The organism is Psychrobacter sp. Sarcosine-3u-12 (assembly GCF_002836005.1).
Lineage (GTDB): Bacteria > Pseudomonadota > Gammaproteobacteria > Pseudomonadales > Moraxellaceae > Psychrobacter > Psychrobacter okhotskensis.
The window spans coordinates 21,934-44,526 of the sequence record NZ_PJBY01000069.1; the positions used below are offsets into that span (position 1 = coordinate 21,934).

Consider the following 22,593-nt stretch of genomic DNA (forward strand, 5'->3'; position numbering starts at 1 on the left):
GTTAGCAAGGAAGAGGAGTGCAAGTACTATTTTTTATAGAATAAGCGAGATTGACGTCGCTAATCATGCTTTTTGGGATTGGTATTACTTCAACATGGAGATGGCATCGGTACTGGCGCGTTGACGTTCTTCAGCATTCAGCTCGATCAATTTCCCCTCTTTCATCAGCAGCAATCGATCCGCATGCTCAAAGTAGCTGTCATCATGACTGATAATAAAAAGGGTTTTACCCAGCGCTTTTAGCTCAGGAATCAATGATTGATAGAATACGCGACGAAAAGCAGGGTCTTGGTCAGCAGCCCATTCGTCAAGTAACAGTATGTCCTTATGTTCAGCAACAGAGATTAACATAGCCAATCGTTTACGTTGTCCCTGCGATAATTTGTCCGTAGATAAGCGATGATCCGTCACACTGACTTTATCTTGCAAATTTAATTTATGCAGCCAAGTGGTTACTAGCGTCATATCAGGATCGCTGCCATGACTGCCAATCAATTGTTTAAAAAGATGCTGATCGCTAAAAATGGCAGAAAAAAGCTGTCGATAATCGGTATTATTTTTGGAGTCAATAAGCTGATTGTCTATATGTACAGAGCCAGTGGTAGGGGTAAAAATGCCTGTAATAATCTTTGCAAGGGTGGATTTACCGCTACCATTCGCACCAATCAAAAAGACCACATCGCCACGTTTTAAGGTGAGGTTAACCGATTTTAGGATATCGCTAGAATGCTCATTTTCTTTAACCACTACCTCGTTTGCATCGGTATAAATACTTGCATAACGATAGCCAATATCATTGAATGATATGGACTGCCAGTTGTTGACCACAATATCCGTGGTAAAGGTCGATTGGTACTCCGCTAGCTCCAATGATTGTATTTTGTCCAAGGCAACTTGCGCTGTTTGCATGGTTGGATAAGCACCAACCGCATGGAGCAGAGGTGACTGCATAAATAGAATGGTTAAAGAAAAAGTGGTCGCTACGCCCATGGGTATATCAAGATAGTTGGATACGGCAAACACCACACCAATCGCTGCGAACATCATAATATTCGACCAATTCACGGCGGATAAATGATAGGTATCCGATTTAATCACTCGATTTTGATAAGACTTGGCATGATTTAAGAAATCATTTTTATAGAGTTTTTCAGCGCGGTGTTGATTAAGCGCCAGCTCTTTTCGACCATCTATAATGGATTGATAGTCCTCATATAAAAGATCATTGATCTCTCTGAGCTCTCTTAAATGAGTATAGACATGCTTCACTAAAATGGTGCTTATCCAAATCGTCATCGCAATCCAAAACATGACAATCAATAATAATGGCAGCGACAGCCAGCCTAAATAAAGGGCGACACCAACCGATAAAATAACGCCTTGCACCAGCTCTGGCATACGCACAAAGGCGACGGTAATTGATTGGATGTCTGAGGACAGGCTGGCGAGTAATCGTGCGCTACCCAAATGATCTATTTGCGGAACTTTAGTGTCGATGATTTGTTTGACCAGCTTGGTTCTAAGCTCGTAGACGAACTGATGCCCCAAACGAGTCAGTGCATATTGTGATACGAAGGTCGTGACTAACAGCAGCAGCACCAAAGCTGAAAATTGACCCAAGCTCGCCCACGATAAGGTATTAAAAACAGGCTGACTGATAAAGGTGTGATTGATATAGGCAATGATGCCCACACTGACAGCCGCATTAACCAAATTAAGAAAAATAACTTTAAGAAAGGGCAGGCGATAGTGTGCCCAAATCATATGGTATAAAGAAACGGTGGCGCGAGAGGACATAATGGCTCAATAATAAAATGGTTTTTTGCGTATTTTTGATGGCATAAAAGGGAGTAGGTGGTGCCTAATCCCTTTTATCTAAGTCTTATAAACGTGGTTTAATCTGCATGTCTTAAAAGTCGAAAGTCGCTGATACTTTTAGGGCAGTAGGCTCACCAGCATTTAAATACCCAGCACCCGCATAACCACCCACTGATTGCCAATAGTCCTCTCCTGTCATGTTAGTAACCACGCCTTTTAGCGTCACGTCTTGTCCAGCGAACATGGTTTTGTAGCGAGCACCTAGATCTAATGTGGTATAACCGTCAACTTTTAAGCTGTTGGCGGCATCGGCATAACGTGCGCCTGTGTGAATGATATCACCGGTCACCGTCAATCCTTCAACTGCTGCTAAATCATATTCTAGGTTGACGTTGCTTTGTAGTGTGGGCAGTCCGATGACTCGGTTGCCGTCAATCGTCACATCGCCCGTGTCTTTTTGCTCAGCCTTTAAGTAAGTAACACCAGCATTGAAGCGCATGTTTTCGCTCGGGCTACCAAATACAGTCAATTCCACTCCTTGATGGCGATTTTCTCCAGCAGCGGTAAACGTATTTGAGTCATTGATATAAGCACGCGGCTCATTAGTGCGGAATATCGCCAAACTACTGCCAATCAAACCATTGTCATACTTAACGCCAACCTCAGTTTGCTCACTCACATAAGGGTCTAAATTTTGACCGCCATTGGTGACAGCACCGCCATTATTAGTCAGAGGTGCCCTTGCGCCTGACGCTAGGCTTTCGATATAGTTACCATAAACAGACCAGTCCATGCTCGGTTGATAGACAACACCAATACTTGGTGTCCACTCGCTTTTATCGTAATCAGCCGTTTTAGCCTGAGTGTTAGGATCATAGCTGGTGGTTTTTAAATTCTGATGACGCACGCCTAAAGTGGTTTTTAGTTTGTCATCGAACAATGATATGGTATCGGCTAGCGCAAAGCTTTGGAATTGCTTCTCGTTGGTTAGTTTTGGATCGTCTAAGTTACCACCGAAGATTGCTGTGCTTGTAAAAGGGACCTCAGCGTAGTCGGTAGGATGGTACAAATTGGTCACGGGTTGATTACCAAAATCATAGGCGAACGCCCCTTTTTCTTCTTGGTCATAGAGCTCCGCTGCTAGTACCCAATTATGAGCCACTTCACCTGTTTGCCATTTACCACGCAGACCGAGCTCGGCACTTTGTACCAAATCTTTTCTAGAATTATCAAAGCGATAAAACGTACCTGCACCATCAACATTGTTGACGGTTAGATTGGCCAGTGAGTTTTCTTCCTCACCACTTCGCACACCGTAAGCACCGTATGCTGTGACGTTATCATTAAAGTCGTACTCGCCTCTAATGGTACCGAATACATCTTCTTCATCTGAATACGTCCAAGGCTGCGCCCAATTCTTTGAGACGTCTGGTGCTTTTGGTACTCTAGAAACACCAGCAAGTGTGACACTAGGACGAGTTTCTTTAAGCTTATTGTCTTGCCAGCCCAAATCAGCTGATAGTCGATACTGATCGCCTCTATAATCTAATCCTAACGCTGCCAGACCCAGTGTTGAAGATTCATCATCAATCGCGCTGTCGCCATCTTGATAAGCGGCATTAAAGCGCACGCCAAACGCATCATCAGTACCAAAGCGATCACTGACGTCTACGGCAACTTTGCCTTGATCGCCCTGACCATAACCGAGTGTCACCTTACGTAGCGGGTCATTGCCAGCTCGTTTGGGCAGCAGGTTAATCGTACCACCGGCGTTACCACCACTGGGTGCTGCGCCATTGAGCATCGCGGATGCCCCGCGCTGAACCTCAACACGCTCAAACAATTCAGTAGCGATATACTGCCTTGGCAATATGCCGTATAGACCGTTATACATGGTGTCATCAGAGGTTGTGACAAAGCCGCGCATAAAGTACGCTTCTTGAAAGTTGCCAAAGCCTCTAGCGACACGAACAGTCGGGTCTTTTTTGAGCAGGTCGCCCACACTTTGGGCTTGTTGATTGCCGATATACTCATTGGTATATGAGGTAGTGGAGAACGGCGTGTCCATGATGTCTTGATTGCCCAAGATTCCGACACGGCTTCCTGTCGCTACTTGACCACCTGCATAGGCATCTGGCAAGCCATCGGCTGATGCATCAGCACTACTGGTCACGACAATCTCATCGAGTACCACGCTTGGGGTATCGGATTGAGCGTCAGCATTTAAATCTGTTTGTGCCCACGCGGCTTGGCTTGCACCCAGTAGTATTACCGATGTGGACAGACAAGATGAGCACAGTGATTTTAATGACAAGGGATGGCGAGACATATTCAATAGAGTAGGGCGAAATAAAGCAGAGTATAAGCGAGACAGTTGCATGAATATTTCCAGCACATAGATTAAATGCTTATTATAATGATAATCATTTTCATTACAATATATTACTGGGTTAAATCTCAATATATTTTTATCGTGTTAAGTGGAATTTTTGCCAAGCAGTATAGCTAGCTGGCAAAAGTTGATAAAAAATATTACTTTAGTTTCAATGATGATTGATTGCTAAATTTATGAGCCATCACAAATAGTTGACAAGTGGCTAGATGCCTTCTGTTCATAATTAAACATCTGCCATTCGTAAAAAGGCGCTTTTTATAGAAACATGCTACTTATAAAAAAGATAATGATTACTGCGCACGCCAATAGACTTTGATGACCATGTCTTGGCGTGATAGACCCAGTGTTGATTTTAATTGCTGTCGTAATGATTTGATATCCGCTGCTTCCAGAGCACCCCATACTTTGCCAATCTTGATAGGCAGTCGCGCAAATTGTGTATTTAATAATGCCACTATTTGCTCAGTAATATCAGTCGTTGGGGTATTAATGAGATGGCACAAATTATCTTGCAAAAAATGCGAATCATGGCGCAGTTGATGACTGAGCGTTAACGTGTGTAAATAACGGATATCGTCTGAATCCTTAGTGATGGCAATGACGAGGGGCGGCAATGGATTCTGCCAGTTTTCCAATAGATTGGCCACCGTCGGCAGAGAGGTTTCATCACAAATGAGTAAGCACTGACCTTCGCTGAGATGTTCTGTCTTCTCTGGATATTCACGCACTGTTTTGATTTGCACACCACAGTCAAGCGCGCGAGCCCAACTGCCTCCTGCTGTGTCGCCATGAATGTAGACGTCTATCCACGCTTGGACGGACGAGTTGCTCGAATCTTGCCATGATTTTCGCAAGGTATAATAGCGTTGCAAAGGTTTGTAGCTATCTTTTGAATGGTCTCTTGAATGATTTTTTTGGGCAGATGACCCGTCTGAATCTAGCTCAAATAAATAAGCGTAACCGGGATGAGAGAGTGGCGTATTATCAGGTGCGGTTACCACCAATCGATACATGTTGGGGCTGGCGTAGTAGCTGTTGAGGATAGTAAAGTGCTGCTCTTGAAGCTTGATCGTACGCTTACCAAGCTTATTGGCAGAGGTTTGCAATAGCGTTATATATTGCTCTTGTAGCGTCATCGACTCACTAATCGGCGCCGTAAAATTGATAAAATATTGACTGCTGAGAGTAGTGGTATTTGCTAAAGCACCGTTGTTATGATTGGTGGTTGTGACATCCATTAATATCCCACATCCGTATATAGCTCTTTTATCGAGGCGATATCATGCTCACTCACTACCCTGGTAGTAAAGGCATTGATAAACATAGCGAGTTCATCTTGATGCTCTTCATTGACATAATTTATAAACTGGTCTTTGTCAGCCATGTCTAACGGTGTTTTATCAATATCGTACTGAGCAAGTGGTTGAGCCATAACATGTCATCCAAGCCAAAAATTCAAATAATCGTTGAACGACATTATATATGTTAATGATAATCATTAACATATATATTACGCTAATAATCCTGTTTATCGATTGATTGTCAGTAAAAGTGGCTCATAAATGAAAGGAGTTGGCATAGATGCGGCTGATAATATCAGTTATGCTATCACTGTTTATGACGGCGCTTACTCAAGCAAAGGGCTGGTGTCGACAGTGAAGATAATCCAAACCGAGGGATAGGTATGTCTGCAAGCAAAGAAGAAATCATCGCCTTTATGACGGCAGAGTTTCCACAAACCAAATGCAGGGTTGAGGCAGTAGATGATAAGGGTTCGACCTTGTCGCATGAAATAGGTATCAATGAGCTGCGACCTGGTGGCACGGTCTCGGGGCCAGTGTTGATGAGTATCGCTGATGTAGCCATTTATGTGGCAATACTGGGAAAAATTGGCATTGTACCGTTGACAGTGACAACGAATCTGACCATCAACTTTTTGCGTAAACCTTCAGCAGAAGCACGCATCATCGCTGACTGCACGTTGATGAAAGTAGGGCGCACACTAATCGTGGGCGAGGTTTCTCTTTATTCAGAAGGCTCTAGCGACTTGGTGGCTCATGTGGTTGGCACTTATTCTGTACCACCAAAATCTAGATAGACGATTTTAAGGCAAGTTCATTTGCTTAAGATAAGAGATGTTTGGCTCAATACTATTGAGCCTGCTGACGGTAACTGAGTCTGCATCAGTCCCGCCTATTTGTGAATGTTAAACAGCCTCTAATATTCTATAGATCCAACCGACGCAATCTTAAGGCGTTACCAATGACAGATACTGAGGATAAGCTCATCGCGGCAGCCGCTATCATTGGACTGAGTAACAACCCAAAAGCTGGATACAGTACGCCTGCGGCAATCGGTATACCAATTACGTTATAGATAAAAGCAAAAAACAAGTTTTGTCTGATATTGCGCATGGTCGAGTGGCTGAGTTTATAAGCTTTGGCAATTCCCATCAGATTCCCTTTGACGAGAGTAATGCTCGCGCTTTCCATCGCCACATCAGTCCCTGTGCCCATAGCGATACCGACATTCGCTTGCGCCAAGGCAGGGGCGTCATTGATACCGTCTCCTGCCATCGCCACCATTTTACCGCTGTCTTGCATCTCTTTGACGATGCGATTTTTATCCTCTGGTGAGACATCGGCATGGACGTCATCAATGCCTAATTTATTAGCGACCGCTTGCGCCGTTTTTTCGTTGTCGCCCGTTAGCATCACGACTTTTAGTCCTGCGCTATGTAGCAGTTTTATCGCATCGGCAGTGCTTGGCTTGATTGGGTCAGCCACTGAAACTATACCAGCCGCTTTGCCATCTATAGCGACAAACATGACCGTTTCACCGTCCTTTCTGCGGACATCAGCTTTAGTAGACAAATCTTGATCGAAGCTGTTTAAACTCTCCATAAGCTTTGAGTTGCCGATTGCGACTTGCTTGCCATTGACTAGCGCTTGTACGCCTTCGCCCGTTGTGGAATTAAAATCGCTGGCTTTGGGAATAGTAAGCGACTTGTCCTTAGCCGCTCTGACGATAGCTTCTGCTAAAGGGTGCTCGCTCGCGCTTTCAACGGCGGCGACAAGCGCTAAAAACTCATCTTCGTCTTGACCTGATAACGCATCGATGGCTGTTAACTCCGGTTTACCAGCAGTCAGCGTGCCTGTTTTGTCAACGACAATGGTGTCAACTTTTTCCATACTCTCAAGCGCTTCAGCGTTTTTGATGAGTACGCCATTTTGTGCGCCTTTCCCCGTGCCAACCATAATGGACATTGGGGTCGCCAATCCTAGCGCGCAGGGACAAGCAATAATCAATACGGCAATCGCGTTAACAATAGCAAACGCCATCGCGGGAGTAGGTCCAAAAATCGCCCAAACGATAAAGGTGATGACTGAGCAGATAAGTACAATCGGGACGAACCAACCAGCGACTTGATCGACTATCTTTTGTATTGGTGCGCGACTACGCTGAGCTTCAGCCACCATTTGTACGATTTTGGACAAAACCGTATCATCGCCGACATTGACCGCTTCGATTAATAAGGTACCAGTGCCGTTGACGGTGCCGCCAGTAACCGTATCGCCTGTGACTTTCGCGACCGCCAGTGGCTCACCAGTGACCATCGATTCGTCAACATTACTATTACCTTCAATGACCGTGCCATCTACAGGGAGTTTTTCACCGGGTTTGACGCGCAACTTATCGCCACTGATGACTTCTTCTAGAGGGACTTCTACTTCAGCACCACTTTTATCGACTCGTCTGGCTGTTGGTGGTGCCAGCTCAAGTAATGCTCGAATCGCGCCTGACGTTTGACTTCTGGCTTTAAGCTCTAGCACTTGACCTAATAATACTAAGGTAGTGATAACCGCAGCGGCTTCGTAATAGACGCCAACTTGACCCGCTGAGTCTCTAAAGCTGTCTGGGAAAATATCAGGAAAGAAAGTCGCCACAATACTAAAGCCATAGGCCGCACCAACCCCTATAGCGATTAAGGTAAACATATTGAGATTACGGCTTTTTATCGATTGCCAACCGCGTACGAAGAAAGGCGCTGCACCCCAAACGACAACAGGAGTGGCTAGCGCTAGCTGTATCCACTGCGCGACTTGCGAGGAGATATCGTATTGACCAATAGTCCTCAGATCTACCCCGACCATATCGCTCATGGCGTATAAGAATAGTGGGATAGTCAGTACGGTACAGATCCAAAACCGACGGCTCATGTCATCGAGCTCTGAGGTATCCTCTTCACCGATAGTAATCGTCTCGGGTTCTAACGCCATACCGCATATGGGACAACCGCTATTTTCGATGTCTCTGACTTCAGGGTGCATGGGACAGGTATACACCGTGTCCTCATAATCGGTGGGTACTTTGTCGTACTGTCCGCCTTTGACAGATTTTACTTCACTGTTATTAGATGCTGTATGGCTTCCATGACAGTGTGCATGACTGTCATCGTTTGAGTGAGCAACCTCTTTAACAATTTCGTCTTCAGGCTGAAGGAACATGCCACATATTGGGCAGTCACTTTTTTCAGTATCTCTAACTTCCGGATGCATTGGGCAAATATAGACTGTACCTTTATAACCAGCTGGCACTTTGTCGTACTGTCCGCCTTTCATAGGCTTTACTGTAGCACTTTTATTGCTAGTATCTGCTCCATGACCATGACCATGCGCGTGAGTGCCTTCATTGTCATTGGTAGTATCGACTGTGTCTGTAGGTTTGAGAGCCATGCCGCATATTGGACAGCCACTATCCTCAACCTCTCTGACTTCAGGATGCATAGGACAAGTATAGATTGTGCCACTATATCCAGCAGGTACTTTGTCGTACTGTTTGCCTTTTATAGATTTAGTATCATCAATATGTTTCATAAGACCACTCCTTTGCCACATTTGAATGTTCAACAGACCCTAATATGGCAAAAAACAGTAAAGTAAATACTAAACAGACAGCCATCATTCCCCAGCCCATACCATGCATCATCGATCCATTCATCATGCCGTGCATAGTGCCGTTGGTCATATTGTTCATTATGATAGCTCCTTATTTTTATTTTATGACTATAACTATTGATACAATGAGGGAGAGCAATCAGGAGGGCTTCAATGGGCAGTTTACTCAATGAAACCTAATAAGAGAGGCTTAAAATTTATGGTTGCTTACTCCAACTCATCAATAAGTTGCTGCATCTCAGCGATTTCACGCTTTTGTGCTTCGATAATGCCATCCGCCAACTCTCTTACCCGTGGGTCTTCTATATCGGCACGCTCACTGGTCAAAATAGCAATAGAGTGATGCGGAATCATGGCTTGCATCCAATCTACTTGGTCGACAGTTTGCTGCGAGCGCACACCCCATAGACCAAAGGCAAATAACACCACACTAACCCCATAGACCATCAAGTTTATCTTGGTTTTTTTATACATATTGCTCATAAAGGCGAGCATAATAATGGCCATCACAGCGCCCATATACAATGCCATATAAGCTCGGGTTTCACTAAAATAGACGTGATCCAATTTATAGGTATTAAAATACATCATGATAAACATCACCACTGTGGATGTTAATATCATCAAAGTGAACTTCACATAAGGATTTATACCCTGTTGATGGCTTTGATGATTCATATTCCCATTGTTAGCAGCATTGTTAGCAGTATTCATAATGTGACCTCTTTAAATTTAACAATATTGGTATAATGGACATTTTATAATTTAGAACCAGAACATTACGCCAGCGGTTACACTACTAGAGTCAACGGCTACGTTTTCTTGGCGGCGTAAGTCTCGTGCATCCCCTAAGGCTGATGCATAACTAAAACCAACGTAGGGTGATAATTGACGACTTAGGGTTTCATAAGCTAACCGAACTTCAGTTTCAAGCTCATTAAAACCTTTAGTAATACCGTTGTCAGTATCATCTTTACTGAAAGCAGTCAACTGCACTTCTGGTCTGACAATCCAACGCTGAGCTAAGCGCCACTCGTACGCTGTACCAAGATCAAGCTGGACTTGTCCATCAGTATATACGTAGGCTCTAGCGTCAGTCTCAACAAAGTACGGCGCTGTACCGACAATGCCAGCCATGATTGCGGACTTATCGTTTTCAGTATTATAAGCGACACCTGCTTCTCCGTTCCAATAGATACCGAGAGGCTTCCAGTAAGCGAGCGAGGTCAGACTATCGATTTCTTTATCACCTTCAGTTTGGGCACTACCCTCACTGCGTAGAGTGACACGATTGCTATCAGTGCCATACCATCCTTCAGCTTCAAAATCGATTTGATCGTCCTCAAACTGATAGCCTAAGGTTTCTACTGACACGCCCCATAATGGTGCACTACCCATCATTACCGGCTTATCATATTGTCCATAGGTAACACCATTAGAGTAATCTGAACTACGAGCATCGGCTGGAGCATCGCCACCTTGCATACTAGCCGTATCCATACTCATACTTCCATGATCCATACCTGCCATGTCCATGCCCGACATATCGCCTGACATATCCATACCACTGTGATCCATATTCGACATGTCCATTTTGCTATGATCCATCTCTGACATATCACCCGACATGTCCATCTCTGACATATCACCCGACATGTCCATACCTGACATATCACCCGACATGTCCATACCTGACATATCACCCGACATGTCCATACCTGACATATCCATTCCGGACATGTCCATGCTACTGTGATCCATATTCGACATCTCAGCAGCGTTTGCTAAAGGTGACATTAGTAGTAGCAAAGATGACATGCCAATAAACGATAGACCTACTTTATATTTTTTCATAATAAGGCTCATATTCAAAGGTTTATTAAACAACAGCAACTTCTCTAAACATACCGGCTTCCATGTGATAGAGCAGATGGCAATGCCATGCCCATCGACCAGCCTCTCCTGTCACATCAAAGCTAATTTTCTGTGCCGGTTGCATCACAAAGGTATGCTTGCGTACCTGAAAATCACCATTAGGCGCACGCACATCACTCCACATACCATGTAAGTGCATAGGATGGTTCATCATAGTGTCATTGACTAAGGTAATACGCACTCGCTCGTTTGGCTTGATATTGACTGGCGGTGCGTCCTTGAACATAACACCATCCATGGCCCAAATATAGCGTTCCATAGCACCCGTTAAATGTATTTCAATCTCTCTGGTAGGTTTGCGCTGTTCAGCCATTATTTCATCGCCGACAGAGTTCAATTGACTATAAGTCAAAACTTTTCTATTAATCTTACGCAGGTTAATGCCTGGATCATCGATATTCGTACGCGGACTATCTACGCGCATATCGGACTTAAAGTCATATTCTGTTTTGGCGTGCTTGGCGTCATAGCCATTCGCACCCATAGCTCCCATCATATCTGCCATGGTGAGCCACTCGATTTTATCCATCGCTGGTATCGCAGCACGAGCCCCTTTTTTGGTAGCAAGCGTAGTGGCAACAAAACCTGAACGATCTATGTTTTGAGCAAATATCGTATGCGCATCTTTGGTAGGCGTAACGATGACATCATAAGTCTCGGCAACACCAATACGAAAATCATCAACATCGACAGGCGCGACATCATTACCATCCGTTGAGACGATGGTCATTTTGAGACCCGGTATACGCACATCAAATATCGTCTGTGCCGAGCCATTAATGAAGCGTAGTTTGACCGGCTGTCCAGCTTTGACCAGTTGCGACCAATTAGCGGCTGTCGTTTTGCCATTCATAAGGTAGGTAAAGGTGTTTTCACCAGACAGATCTGTAAAATCTGTCGGCATCATGCGCATCTTGTTCCACATTTTACGCTTATCAAAAGCAGTTTTCATATCTGTGGCGGCAATATCGGACAACAGCTTTTTGAAGTCTGGCAGATGATAGTTATCAAAGTCAGAACGCTGCTTTAGTAGTTTCAATAAATTATGCGGATCACGGTGCGTCCAATCACTAAGTAAAATGACATGGTCTTCTGCGATAGGGTGACGTTCTCGTCCTTTAGCCTCAACGACGATAGCACCGCGCATACCGGTCTGTTCTTGAAAGCCCGTGTGCGAGTGATACCAATAAGTACCCGATTGCTTGAGTTTGAATTTATAAGTAAACGTACTATTGGCAGGAATACCATCGAAGCTGATGCCAGGCACGCCGTCCATCTCGAACGGAACGAGCAAGCCGTGCCAATGAATAGAGGTCGACTCATTCAGTTGATTATGGACACGGATGATGACCGTATCGCCTTCTTGCATCTTAAGCGTCGGCGCTGGCAATGAGTCATTAATGAGCGTCGCCATACTTGACTTACCATTAACCGTAATCATCTTTTCGCTGACGTAAAGGTCAAACTCATTACCCGTCAAGATAGGGACGACATGATCGGCTTTATCACTATTGACGACAACGTTTTGCTGACCTTTGCTTAGCGCACTATTAGCAATGGATGGCAGCGTGGATAGCATTGACGCTCCAAGCAAGGTGGATGACCCTGTCAAGAAACGCCTGCGGTTAAACATGTTCTTATTATTCATAATGTTGACCTAATTTATTTTACGAGATGGTATTTAAGCCTGTATTTTAATAATACATCAATAACTTACCAGTAAGTTAACTAAAACACTATTTAAGTAAAACTAAATTTACAGTTGCTGAGCTGGAGACTCAATAGTAGCATATATTTCTGTGCTGCCATCTTTGTTCAATTGCATGACTTTATACGGCATGAATTTATCCTGATATTTCATGCCAGGGCTACCCACTGGCATACCGGGTACGGCAAGTCCAATCGCTTGTACCGGTGGGTTTTCTAAGAACTGTGCCATATATTTGGCAGGAACGTGACCTTCAAACACATAGCCATCGGTTGTCACTGTGGTATGACAAGCGCGCATTTCCTTTGGTACGCCGTAACGATCTTTAAATAAGGACAAGTCTTTAGGGTGCTGCGTGGTTGCACTTAGACCATTATCTTTTGCATAGCTTACCCAGTCTTTACAACAGCCACAGTTTGGATCTTTATAAACCGTTGCTGAGACATTTTTGAGTAACGTGGACTGAGTGGTTACGGGGGTCATAATCGGTGCAACTTCAGCTTTTTCTACTTCTTGCGTAGCAACTTCAGCTTCTTGTGCTGTTTGCGTAGCAACAACAGCCTCTTTTGGTTGTGCTGTCTCTGAATCAGAGGCGCTAGTATTAGCTTGGCTGCAAGCAGCTAGTGTTAACGATAGTGAGGATGCCGTTAACAATAAAAGGACACGACCTGATACCCGGTTATGTCCACTAGTGAATATATTAGTATAGCGTCCCATAAAACCACTCCTGAGCGTTTGATTATTGAGTATTTTAGAAAATCACGCCCGACCACTAAATGAAGTAATACGAGCAAGCTTTAAAGCCTAAAAAGCAGTACTACCTAGCACTGCGTTTTTTATTCAACAATTAATGCTGCATCTCAGCACCTTCACCCGACATATCCATCATATCTGCGTCCATCATCTCCATGTCCATATCATTCATATCCATGTCCATCATATCGCTATTAAATCTTGTGGTGAGCATTGTATATTGGTCGGCATTTAGTTCAGGTAGCGTTCTAATAAAAGCCACCATCGCCCACATTCTATCGTCATCATGGGTTGCGCCCCATGCTGGCATACCAGAGGCCATGATACCGTGTTTGATCGCCCAAAAGTTCTGTTGTGCCCCCGCTTTATTATCATAACGCGCGACAACTTCAGCCTTAGTAAAATTAGGCGGACGCGGATACAGATACTCGCTTAGATCTGTTTTTTCTACATCAGGAGCCAAGTGACAACCTGCACACATATCTTTGTAGTCTGCACCACCAGAGCTGATCATATCCACTTGTTTTAGATCTGGCACTACAATATCTTTACTAGCATTTGCTATAGAGCGCGTGCGAGCCGTCTCTAAAAAATTATAAACCAGTGGGGTATGCCCTTGATCTGCACCGATATTCACAATACCACTGCTAACAACTGCAAAGACCCCAACGATTGCCACAAACACGGTAAAAAGCGCACCCCATAAAAATTTCATATGTCTGTCCTAAAGTCTATTGCTGTTAAAATTAGTTTAGTATTTGATAGAGTCAGGGTCTACGAGTTTTAATAGTTGACCCTGACTCTTTATCTAGCGCTGTCAGATTTACTTAGAATCATTGTCACTAGTGACACAATGCTTTTGGTACATTTGCTTCATTTTACCTACGTTCGCCATCATTGACTTCATGGCAGGATCATCCATATTCATTTTGCTATGATCCATTTTTTCCATCATTTTCATGTTTTTTTCCATCTTTTCACAGTTCATGTTATCTTTTTGTGCATGCATCTCTGGAGAATGCGCCATAGCTGAAGTTGAAACGATTAGAGCTACAGCAGTGGCAGCGATTGATTTAGACAGTAATTTAAATTGCAACATAATTAATTCCTATTTATTTATTGAAAGTTGTTAACGCCTGAATCTGTTTAAAGTCTACTGCTGTTAAAATTAGTTTAGTATTTAATGAGGTCAAGCCCAACAAAGCTTGTGGTTGAACTTGACTCGTCATTTATCGAAGCTAGATTTACTTAGAAGCGCTGTGACTATCAGAGTTATTATCCTTGGTCCTTGGTAGCGCAATTCTTTTCATGCATTTGCTTCATTTTGCCCATATTCGCCATCATAGCTTTCATGGCAGGGTCGTTCATGTCCATCTTGCTATGATCCATTTTTTGCATTTTTTCCATCATTTGCATGTTTTTCTCCATCTTTTCACAACTCATACTATCTTTTTTCGCATGCATCTCTGGAGAATGCGCCATAGCTGAGGTTGAAAGGATTAGAGCTACAGCAGTGGCAGCGATTGATTTAGATAATGACATAATTAATTCCTATTTATTTTATTAACGCCTGAGTCTGTTTAATGTCAAGACTGTTAAATTGGTTTAGATGATACCTTATTCTTTCTGACTGGTAGATGACAATAAGATTACAATATTGTCATCTTAACGTTTCTAGATTTTAATTCTTAATAGAATCCTTTAGTATGACTTGAGGGCTTCTATCGCGATCGCGACCATATTTGTTCACGAAATCCTTTTCAGACTGCAAGTGCTGATCTTGATGCTGAACTTCACAAGCAACTCTAGCATCGATATAGCTTTTCATTTCAGCATCCGATACATTTGCATTATTGTGATCTAGGTTTTTAGCAAACTTGGTAACGTTATCGCAGCTATCGATAATTGAAGTGCTTAGATTGGTCGTATGCGCATTAGCCGCTGTTACACCGATAAGCATCGATGCTGATAGTAGTACCGCTTTTTTGAGTGAACTATAATTTTTCATGTGAAGTCCTTTTAAAGATGAGTAGATGAGTAATAGAATGTCTAATTAAAATAACCGCTGAATTTATAGAATCTATCTGTATTATAGAAGAGCTTCTATGTAGCGTTGATTTATAATACTAAATGGTGACTGACAGCTTGATGACTGAGACATGACATGTTTGTCATAAACAATACAACTTTGTCATCTTTCTTCTCTTAATATTAGGCGTCAGAATATACTTTTATCCAAAGCAATCGTTTATGACAAAGGGCTTGATAGACTTTATTGATAACTATAATGACATTAGGTGGAAAAACTATGAAAGTGCTATTGATAGAAGATGAGAAAAAACTTGGAGAGTATATAAAGAAAGGGCTAACGGAAGCGGGGTTTATTGTTGACCATCACCTGACAGGCTTGGATGGCTATCATGCCTTAATGACTGAAGAATTTAGTGTGATACTCATGGATGTCATGCTGCCTGACGTCAGTGGCTTTGAGCTGGTACGTAATTACCGAGCTGCAGGCAAGCATACGCCCGTACTGTTTCTAACGGCGAAAGATGATCTAAGTGACAAAATAAAAGGGATTGAGATTGGTGGTGATGATTATCTGACCAAGCCTTTTGCTTTTGCAGAATTAATCGTTCGCATAAAAAGCTTATTAAGACGCGCCAATCAATCGGATTATAAAAGTACGCTCATGCAAATAGCAGACCTTAAGATGGACATTGCCAAGCGCACTGTGCATAGAGGAGGTACTCCTATTAAACTGACTGCGAAAGAGTTTTCCTTATTACAATTCATGCTGGAGCGCAGAGGGGAAGTGCTGCCACGTTCGGTCATCGCCTCGCAAGTGTGGGACATGAACTTCGATAATGATACCAATGTGATCGATGTAGCGATAAGACGTCTGCGAATAAAAATAGATGATAGCTACACTATAAAGTTGATACACACTGTACGGGGCATGGGCTACCGATTAGATGCTGTCGATAGCGATACCACTGCGCACCATAGTATTGAAGCGCAACATTCTGCCGCTAAGTAAGAAGCCAAGTAACATGAGATATAAATTTGATAACCGCCGCTTACCGCTTTTATGGCGTACGGTGTTTTTACTAACGATATTCGTGGTCGTCTCACAAGTCATCATCTATATTTGGGTACAGCGCTCTGTCAAAGGGCATTTTGAACAAATGGATGCTGAGATTATTACCCACGCAGCTTTTAATTTACGTAAGCGAGCAACAGACTCTGATGACCGGCTAACGTCTCAAAACCTACTAAGCTCGCCATCTTCTATAAACCCACTTTCTGAAAAGCCACTTCTTTCAACGGCAACAGAAAGCGCTAACCATCTACATTCTTCTCAGCAAGATTACGATTTAAAGACCATCATTGCTGACAAAGAGGGACGCCTACTATCGAGTACCCCTAGCAACTTTGCCAATGAGCTCAGCGTAGATTTTAACTTATGGTCATTGCAGCAGGATAATGACGATCAGCAGTTTGTCATTAATATCAATGACAGACGCTATCGGGCGATGATTATTGAAGACAGTAATATGCTCGCGCTTATCGCCTTACCGATCGACGTGCATCATCAGTATTTATTACAGTTTAATCGCCAGCTCAGTATGATTTTATTTGCGATTACCTTACTGCTGGTTTCCATAGCGGCATTGAGCGTCTATTGGGGTTTTGCACCTTTGGCAACTATTATTCAAAAGATGAAAGGCATTAATCCTGAAAGGTTGGATGAGCGTGTCATCGTTAGTGATATGCCATTGGAACTAAGGCCGCTCGCGGAATCTTATAACGCTATGATGGTCAAGCTCGAAAGTAACTTTGAGTCATTGTCACGGTTTTCGGACAATATCGCTCATGAGCTACGCACGCCAATAGCGACGCTGAGTACACAAACGCAAGTGATGTTGAATAAGCCGCGAAAGGATGAGGAATACATTGAGCAATTGCATCATCAGCACGATACGCTTGAGCAGTTATCAGCCATGATCAATAATATGTTGCTACTGGCAAAAACCCAAAAAGGGCTGAGTGACTCGCAAGTGAGTCGAGTAGATACCGAAAACTTAATCACCAAGCTCACAGACTACTATGAAATGATTGCCGAAGATCGTGACATAACTTTTTCGAAATCAGGAGATTTTAAAACGGTATTAGGGGATGAAGGCTTATTGCAACGGCTGTTTGCCAATCTCATGTCAAATGCCATTTATTATGCGGCCAGTGACAGTGTTATCGCTATATCAGCCACCAGCGTTCCCTTGAGTGCTGTCTCCGATACTCTTGCTCTTAATACGGCTGATGCTTTTTATACAGCTGACACTCTCAATATGGCAAAGAACCATAATCAAATCTCAACGCAATCTTGGTTAAAAATCACCTTGACGAATCACTTAGAAAAACCGTTAAGTCAAAGTGATGCCGATAAATTATTTGAGAGATTCTATCGTCACGACAAAAGCAGCAGCCAGCATTCAGGGACAGGTTTAGGGTTGTCTATAGTGCAGGCTATCGCCAATGCTCATAAAGGTAGGGTGAGTATCACCATCAGAGATGAGTATATTTTTGAAGTGGCGGTAGAGTTGTTGATTGCTTGATGGTTACTCTGAAGAACGGATTGGTGTTTAATATCGAAATAATCGAAATAATCGGAGTGATTGAAGTGAAACGCTGTCTTAAAAACACGTTAGAGGCTTGACGTGTTGAGGGTTTTACCAGTCAAAAAATCGTTTTAGTCGGCGCTGATAAGCTTAGCAACAGCCTAAATGACCGCTTATATAATCAACAAATGTTATAGTGTTTTAAGGTAACATACTTATTAGCCATTCTCGGTTTAGGGTGTCTTGCTTGACCACTGCTACTATTAAAACAGTGTATAGTCAGTGAAAAGTAATATCGAACCATCAGGCACTGCTGATATCCATTTTTCTTGCTTGCTGTGCCTGCGCAGACAGAGGCGACAAAAAATTGATATCAGCAATAGCGTCGCGTTTTTAGGATATTTTGACTATAGCTATTAAAACAGTACAGCAATTGGTAGTGAGCAACAGCTCGGCTACTTTAAGACAATAGGTGACATATGGATGTGTTTTCGTATTGGCAAGGGTTTTACAACAACCTTTGGTTTTGGCAATTTCCTATGGCGACTCTTGCCATTAGTATGGCAGCTTTTTTGGTGGTAGCCATTCCATGGACGGTGGTGGCTTGGTTAGATCCGCTGTCTTTACGCAAATACAAGATTCAACAAAAACCGTTCGAGATGAAGAAATTCCTGTTGCCTTCGATTGGTCGTATCGTGGTCAACAACCTTATTTTGGCGGCGTTATTAGTGGTTAGTTGGCCACTATTGCAGTTGACTGGCGTCCACAAAGGCACACTGCCTGTTTGGTATATTATCATCGCGCAATTGATATTTTTTGTGCTACTTGATGATTTTTTATACTACTGGATGCATCACTATATGCATGAGAATAAATGGTTGTTGCGGCATATTCATAGCGTCCATCATCGCATTCGTAATACCTGCGGTATCAATGGTAATTACATGCACTGGATTGAGTATTCATTGACCGCGACGCTCACCTTGGTTGGGCCTATCTTGCTAGGCGCGCATATCTATGTGGTTTGGATGTGGGTCATTCTACGTCAGGTCGAAGGGGCGGATGGACACATTGGTTATGATATTCCTTGGAATCCTGTGCATTTGTTGCCTATGTATCAAGGGCCTATCTATCAAGGGCCTATCTATCACGACTTCCATCATGCCAAATTCAAAGGCAACTATGCTGGCTTTTTACCTTATTTGGATAAATATTTAGGTAAAACGCATATCCCTGCCTATTTACGGTATTTAAAAGCGAAAAAGCAGGGCTTAACGCCGTTAGAAATAGAGCAAGGTGAGTTGCAGGCACAAAAGAACAAAAAGACAGCAACATCGTTAGGTGCTAGTAAGCCTTAAAGTATAAGCACTCATTTGAAAGCACGATACGGCCTGATTCATAATATAGTCAGAGCACTTTTAAACCGCTACGGTGTTACCCGCTCTAGAGGTACTCAGTGTACTATCTGCGGTCGGTCGCCTTGTAGCGATTCTAAAATTCCTTGACTATAAGCATGCAGTATCTACTGGCATCTCACATTTTCAGGTAGGTTTCTTTATATCAATGAGCCTTTGTACTAGCCCGTTGTTTAAAGATTAATAAACAGACAATGATAAATCCTAACAGCGCTGCCGAAGCGCCAAAGCGACTCAATGCCAGACCACCATGATCGATAGGCTTGTCTAAAAAGTCACCTAGTACAGCTCCTAAAGGCCGAGTTAAAACGAAAGCACTCCAAAATAGCAGCGTTTTTGATATTTTCGTACCGAAATGCATCACAGCAATAAGTGCTAATAAAGAGCCAAAGATGATGGCACTCGTTGTATAGCCCATGCCTTTGGTATCTGCGACCCAGTCACCAAGTGCTGTACCAAGCGTCTGCGAAAACATAATGGTCGTCCAGTAAAACACCTCTGCTTTGGGCTTGCTAATACTATCGACGGCAATGCTGCCCATCGTTTTTTGCCATATGACTAAACATACCCCAAGTAGCGCTACCAGTAACGCTGAGCCGCCAGCGTAGCCAATTCCTAGTGATCTCGTCACGTAATCTGCTATCGTTGTGCCTAATGTCGTTGTCGCAATAATCGTCGTCCAATACAACCATTTATTAAACGAATTGGCTTTAATTTGAGTGGCAACCGCTATGCCAAATAGCACAGCGAATATACCAGTACTGACGATGTAGCCTAGGTTGAGCGACATGGATAAGGCGTCGCCTGCCGTCTCACCAAGTGTCGTAGCAGCCACTTTGATTATCCAAAAAAGCAGGGTAACCTCTGGAACTTTGGACAAAGTATTTAATAGAGAATCATTATCTGCAGCGGTGGATGGGTATTGAGTATTTAAGGTTGTATTCATGTGTGGATTCACTCTGTCGATAAGCAAATTTAATGTCATATTGTTGACGTGACTAAATTATCAATAGAGGTGTTAAGAAAGTGTCAAGATAGGGCCTTCTAAATTCATTAAAATTTTTTGACAAAAAAACCCTATAAATTATAGGGCAGAAGGCTTGAGCGAGTTTGTGCTATAGTCGATTCAATGTAAAAGTAGTACAAGGCAACCAAGTGTAGATGTATATGTGATACTTCAAGCGAGGTTAACGCAGTAATACTTTTATAGTGGAATGACTATAATAGCTATTTGACTGAATCAACTGTGCTGCTTAAAGTAAGGTTGTGAGCTTTGTGATGAGCCGTTCGTTTAAAAAACACGCTGGCAAGCGCACAGCTAATTGTTAGTGAAAGCAGCATTGATACCAATGTGTGGCTAAAAAAATGATCACCAAACAGCATTTTATACATCCCCATTGTCCAGCCTAAGACAGTCACTATTTCAAATATTCTATAGCGGTACTTATGCAAAGTGGGTAAGAATGCTAAACCATACAAAGAAAATCCTGCGCTAGCGTGAGCGGCTGGGAAGCACTTGGCAGGCGTATTCGCGACTATATTTTGCCAAATATCTAGATAAGGAAGCTCGCCACCAAACAGTGTCAAATGATTGGGACAACTGACATGGGTGACTCCTTTTAAGAGTGCAATGCTAGAAGGTACGACGATAAGAATAGTCAGCAGATAACTTATTTCACGAACCGATAAAGGAATAATAAATCTGTCGAGCTTGCCATAATGGATGGTAGAAGTATTGCTCGAAGGTTGTCTGTATTTGATAATTAAAATCGTGATTAAGTAGATAGCTGAGAAGATTAATAGCGCTTTAGGTCCATCATAAAAGATAAAAGCGTAAGGCTGAGCACCTTTTTGGAGGAGCCACTGACCGTTGGTATAGAAAAGCTCACTAATACGAATATCAAACTGGCTGTGCTCAAAGGTTAGAGCGGCAATAATGGTCAAGCAAAGGAGCTTCAGCCACATCCAATCGGTCAGGTTATTTTTTAGAGTCATTGAGGCGCCTTACTCAATTTATTAAGTTGTCGTTTATTAATTTGCAAACGCTTAAGCTATAAAACTGATGTTTTATTCAAAATAACAGGTTTATTAAGGCCATTATCCACAACACAAACAGCAGTAATAACGCTAAAAACTGGGCAGCAGAGCCGACATCTTTGGCTATTTTTGCTAAGGGATGTTGCTCGGTTGAGGTATGATCGACACTGGCTTCAATACCTGTATTAATCAACTCAACAATGAGGGATAAAAAGGAAGCAACCACCAGCATCATTTTTATACCGATATTAAAAGGCATAAATATAATGGCTATGAATAATACGAGATTGAGCCAAAAAACTTGCCTAAACGCTGCTTCAAACTGATAAGCCGCTTTAAAACCATCTATAGAATATCCTGTGGCTTTTAAAATACGCGCCAAACCTGTTTTACCTTTAGCATTACTCGCAAAGCTATCTACTACAAGAAAATCACCAGATACTGGCTGATTTTTATAATCAGGATGTGCGGCATCGTGATCGAGAGTAATAGGTTTGAGGTTATTCATATTAGTTGCTTACTGGTCATTTAGATTAGAGTGGCTGGCATATCTTAAGTATATGATGAAGCGTGTTAAGAAAGCGTTAAGGCATCGCCCATCTATAGTCATTCCACTATAAAAGTATTACTGCGTTAACCTCGTTTGAAGTATGACCCATACATCAGCAATACCGTGGCATTTTTAGGAGATTTTGACTATAGATTGCACCTGCTAAAAAGCAGTAGCTGACACCTAATTTTACTAGGGTATCGGCTACTGCTGCTGATTGAAGTTAGAGTGAAAATACAATAAAAGCGAAAATATAATAAAAAGTGCAATCACCGATATAATTATTGTTGTGATGATCCCAGTGTAGGAGGGCACTGGTTAGCACTTGGGTATCAGTATGTGCTTAGCGCTGTTAAGAAAGCGTTAAGATAAAATACTTTTAATTAGGGCGTGTCTTCATTTCAG

21 protein-coding genes are annotated in these 22,593 nt (G+C 42.8%); 4 read left to right on the plus strand and 17 right to left on the minus strand.

Going from position 1 to position 22,593, the window contains the following annotated elements:
- Positions 1 to 84 precede the first annotated feature (84 nt).
- The 4 genes from CXF65_RS01730 to CXF65_RS01745 all read right to left on the minus strand — a co-directional run bounded on the left by CXF65_RS01730 (position 85) and on the right by CXF65_RS01745 (position 5,645).
- Positions 85 to 1,797, minus strand: a complete 1,713-nt coding sequence (locus CXF65_RS01730; RefSeq protein WP_101210818.1) for a multidrug ABC transporter permease/ATP-binding protein — start codon at positions 1,795 to 1,797, stop codon at positions 85 to 87.
- A gap of 112 nt (positions 1,798 to 1,909) precedes the next feature.
- Positions 1,910 to 4,198: a TonB-dependent receptor gene (locus tag CXF65_RS01735; protein WP_101210819.1), complete on the minus strand. Its 2,289-nt coding sequence runs from the start codon at positions 4,196 to 4,198 to the stop codon at positions 1,910 to 1,912.
- A gap of 305 nt (positions 4,199 to 4,503) precedes the next feature.
- The gene (locus CXF65_RS01740; protein WP_101210820.1) at positions 4,504 to 5,451 is read right to left on the minus strand and encodes a siderophore-interacting protein; all 948 of its coding nucleotides are present in this window, start codon (positions 5,449 to 5,451) and stop codon (positions 4,504 to 4,506) included.
- Positions 5,451 to 5,645 (minus strand): hypothetical protein, encoded by a 195-nt coding sequence (locus CXF65_RS01745; RefSeq protein ID WP_101210821.1) that lies wholly within the window; start codon positions 5,643 to 5,645, stop codon positions 5,451 to 5,453. Before CXF65_RS01745 ends, CXF65_RS01740 begins: the two co-directional genes overlap by 1 nt.
- Positions 5,646 to 5,897: 252 nt before the next feature.
- Here CXF65_RS01745 and CXF65_RS01750 point away from each other — a divergent pair, with 252 nt between their 5' ends.
- Complete coding sequence (locus CXF65_RS01750) at positions 5,898 to 6,311, plus strand: PaaI family thioesterase (protein WP_101210822.1); 414 nt, start codon at positions 5,898 to 5,900, stop codon at positions 6,309 to 6,311.
- 127 nt (positions 6,312 to 6,438) lie between these two features.
- On the opposite strand, the gene CXF65_RS01755 is transcribed toward CXF65_RS01750, so the two are convergent.
- The 10 genes from CXF65_RS01755 to CXF65_RS01795 form a co-directional block, all read right to left on the minus strand.
- Positions 6,439 to 9,090, minus strand: coding sequence for a copper-transporting P-type ATPase (locus tag CXF65_RS01755; protein ID WP_227523179.1), 2,652 nt, complete (start codon positions 9,088 to 9,090; stop codon positions 6,439 to 6,441).
- Positions 9,077 to 9,250, minus strand: coding sequence for a hypothetical protein (locus CXF65_RS14905; protein ID WP_157824004.1), 174 nt, complete (start codon positions 9,248 to 9,250; stop codon positions 9,077 to 9,079). The genes CXF65_RS01755 and CXF65_RS14905 overlap by 14 nt, the downstream gene beginning before the upstream one ends.
- Before the next feature lie 128 nt (positions 9,251 to 9,378).
- On the minus strand, positions 9,379 to 9,885 hold the full coding sequence (locus tag CXF65_RS01760; protein ID WP_101210823.1) for a DUF305 domain-containing protein: 507 nt from the start codon (positions 9,883 to 9,885) through the stop codon (positions 9,379 to 9,381).
- Between the two features lie 51 nt (positions 9,886 to 9,936).
- Entirely contained in the window at positions 9,937 to 11,025 is a 1,089-nt protein-coding gene (locus tag CXF65_RS01765) for a copper resistance protein B (RefSeq protein ID WP_101210824.1), read from the minus strand.
- Between the two features lie 25 nt (positions 11,026 to 11,050).
- Positions 11,051 to 12,754 (minus strand): copper resistance system multicopper oxidase, encoded by a 1,704-nt coding sequence (locus tag CXF65_RS01770; RefSeq protein ID WP_101210825.1) that lies wholly within the window; start codon positions 12,752 to 12,754, stop codon positions 11,051 to 11,053.
- A gap of 108 nt (positions 12,755 to 12,862) precedes the next feature.
- Complete coding sequence (locus CXF65_RS01775) at positions 12,863 to 13,531, minus strand: DUF411 domain-containing protein (RefSeq protein WP_025653161.1); 669 nt, start codon at positions 13,529 to 13,531, stop codon at positions 12,863 to 12,865.
- Positions 13,532 to 13,661: 130 nt separating this feature from the next.
- Positions 13,662 to 14,282: a c-type cytochrome gene (locus tag CXF65_RS01780; protein ID WP_025653162.1), complete on the minus strand. Its 621-nt coding sequence runs from the start codon at positions 14,280 to 14,282 to the stop codon at positions 13,662 to 13,664.
- A gap of 108 nt (positions 14,283 to 14,390) precedes the next feature.
- Complete coding sequence (locus CXF65_RS01785; protein ID WP_025653163.1) at positions 14,391 to 14,666, minus strand: hypothetical protein; 276 nt, start codon at positions 14,664 to 14,666, stop codon at positions 14,391 to 14,393.
- Positions 14,667 to 14,842: 176 nt separating this feature from the next.
- Positions 14,843 to 15,109, minus strand: a complete 267-nt coding sequence (locus CXF65_RS01790) for a hypothetical protein (protein ID WP_025653164.1) — start codon at positions 15,107 to 15,109, stop codon at positions 14,843 to 14,845.
- Between the two features lie 139 nt (positions 15,110 to 15,248).
- Entirely contained in the window at positions 15,249 to 15,575 is a 327-nt protein-coding gene (locus CXF65_RS01795) for a hypothetical protein (RefSeq protein WP_025653165.1), read from the minus strand.
- A 300-nt stretch (positions 15,576 to 15,875) separates the two neighbouring features.
- On the opposite strand from CXF65_RS01795, the gene CXF65_RS01800 reads away from it, so the two are divergent.
- The 3 genes from CXF65_RS01800 to CXF65_RS01810 all read left to right on the plus strand — a co-directional run bounded on the left by CXF65_RS01800 (position 15,876) and on the right by CXF65_RS01810 (position 19,544).
- On the plus strand, positions 15,876 to 16,607 hold the full coding sequence (locus CXF65_RS01800) for a heavy metal response regulator transcription factor (RefSeq protein WP_101210826.1): 732 nt from the start codon (positions 15,876 to 15,878) through the stop codon (positions 16,605 to 16,607).
- Between the two features lie 13 nt (positions 16,608 to 16,620).
- Positions 16,621 to 18,183, plus strand: coding sequence for an ATP-binding protein (locus tag CXF65_RS01805; protein ID WP_101210827.1), 1,563 nt, complete (start codon positions 16,621 to 16,623; stop codon positions 18,181 to 18,183).
- 482 nt (positions 18,184 to 18,665) lie between these two features.
- Entirely contained in the window at positions 18,666 to 19,544 is an 879-nt protein-coding gene (locus CXF65_RS01810; protein WP_101210828.1) for a sterol desaturase family protein, read from the plus strand.
- A 202-nt stretch (positions 19,545 to 19,746) separates the two neighbouring features.
- Here CXF65_RS01810 and CXF65_RS01815 read toward each other — a convergent pair whose 3' ends face one another.
- From CXF65_RS01815 to CXF65_RS01825, 3 genes are all read right to left on the minus strand, one after another.
- Positions 19,747 to 20,547, minus strand: a complete 801-nt coding sequence (locus CXF65_RS01815) for a hypothetical protein (RefSeq protein ID WP_101210829.1) — start codon at positions 20,545 to 20,547, stop codon at positions 19,747 to 19,749.
- 281 nt (positions 20,548 to 20,828) lie between these two features.
- Positions 20,829 to 21,596 (minus strand): PAP2 family lipid A phosphatase, encoded by a 768-nt coding sequence (locus CXF65_RS01820; protein WP_101210830.1) that lies wholly within the window; start codon positions 21,594 to 21,596, stop codon positions 20,829 to 20,831.
- A 76-nt stretch (positions 21,597 to 21,672) separates the two neighbouring features.
- Positions 21,673 to 22,146, minus strand: coding sequence for a diacylglycerol kinase (locus CXF65_RS01825; RefSeq protein WP_025653170.1), 474 nt, complete (start codon positions 22,144 to 22,146; stop codon positions 21,673 to 21,675).
- Positions 22,147 to 22,593 lie beyond the last annotated feature (447 nt).